At 29.9% G+C, this 895-nt stretch carries 2 protein-coding genes; both read left to right on the top strand.

Features of this window, described 5'->3' with window-relative positions; genetic code table 11:
• The first annotated feature begins 88 nt into the window (after window positions 1-88).
• Entirely contained in the window at window positions 89-436 is a 348-nt protein-coding gene (locus tag AM305_RS04175; RefSeq protein ID WP_005823377.1) for a hypothetical protein, read from the top strand.
• 10 nt (window positions 437-446) lie between these two features.
• A partial coding sequence (locus AM305_RS04170; RefSeq protein ID WP_005823376.1) for a hypothetical protein occupies window positions 447-895 on the top strand: 449 nt, incomplete at its 3' end.

Raw genomic sequence — 895 nt, 5'->3', positions numbered from 1 at the left:
AAAAGTGGCAACTGCAATGTTAGAGCAAGGTATTTTATAATAGATAAATTACTGAAATAGAAAGCCTCCCGATTGGGAGGCTTTTTCTTTGTTTATTATAGCTCCTATCGCTCCAAAATTAATCAAATTTTTAAAGGAGTATACTCCTTTTACTCTCTTGACTAAGAGAGTAAACATCCCTGAAAAATATAATGGAGCCGATATGGATAATCCTTCAATTCTAAATAAAATCATTAAAAATCCCCAAATGTACGAGGTAATTATTAATAAAGCCTCTTACTATGAACTTAAAGTTACCTTTGAAGCTTATAAGCAAAGATATACCGATGAAAATCTGGCTAATATTCTTCCGTTTTATTCCGAAGCAAAACTAAGGCAAAAATTGCTAGGATGTTCACAAACAGTAATTAGTACTTTGCAAAAATTTTATAGATAAGGAGAGCATAATGATCCTATTGGAAAAATATCCTCAATTAAAAGAATATGTTGAGCAATTTGGCACAATGGGTGCTTTTCAACATAGAGGTACAATATATTCTTTCTTAGATAGTTTTGAAGAAATTCCAGCCAAAAAAGTGCAGAATGCTAAGAATTCTATTGGTAAGCATTTATCATCGGATGAAACATTGTTGTTATTATTTGATAACACCTTATTTGGTAGTGCAACAGATGGTGTTATTTTTACAGATAAGGCTATCCATTATAAAGAATTGTTTTCAGATCCAGAAGTCGTTTTTTACGAACAGATTGATAGTATTTCTGTTTCACAAAAAGATGGTAAATTGAATTTATTCCTAGATGGAAATATAAAAACTATAGGTGCTATAGGAGTAAAAGAATATTTACTTTTATTCTCACTTACTAATTTTATTATTGGAGCTTCTTATTTAATAAG

It is taken from the genome of Actinobacillus minor NM305, assembly GCF_000175195.1.
Classification (GTDB): Bacteria; Pseudomonadota; Gammaproteobacteria; order Enterobacterales; family Pasteurellaceae; genus Haemophilus_A; species Haemophilus_A minor.
This window is presented reverse-complemented; position numbering and strand designations above follow the sequence as displayed.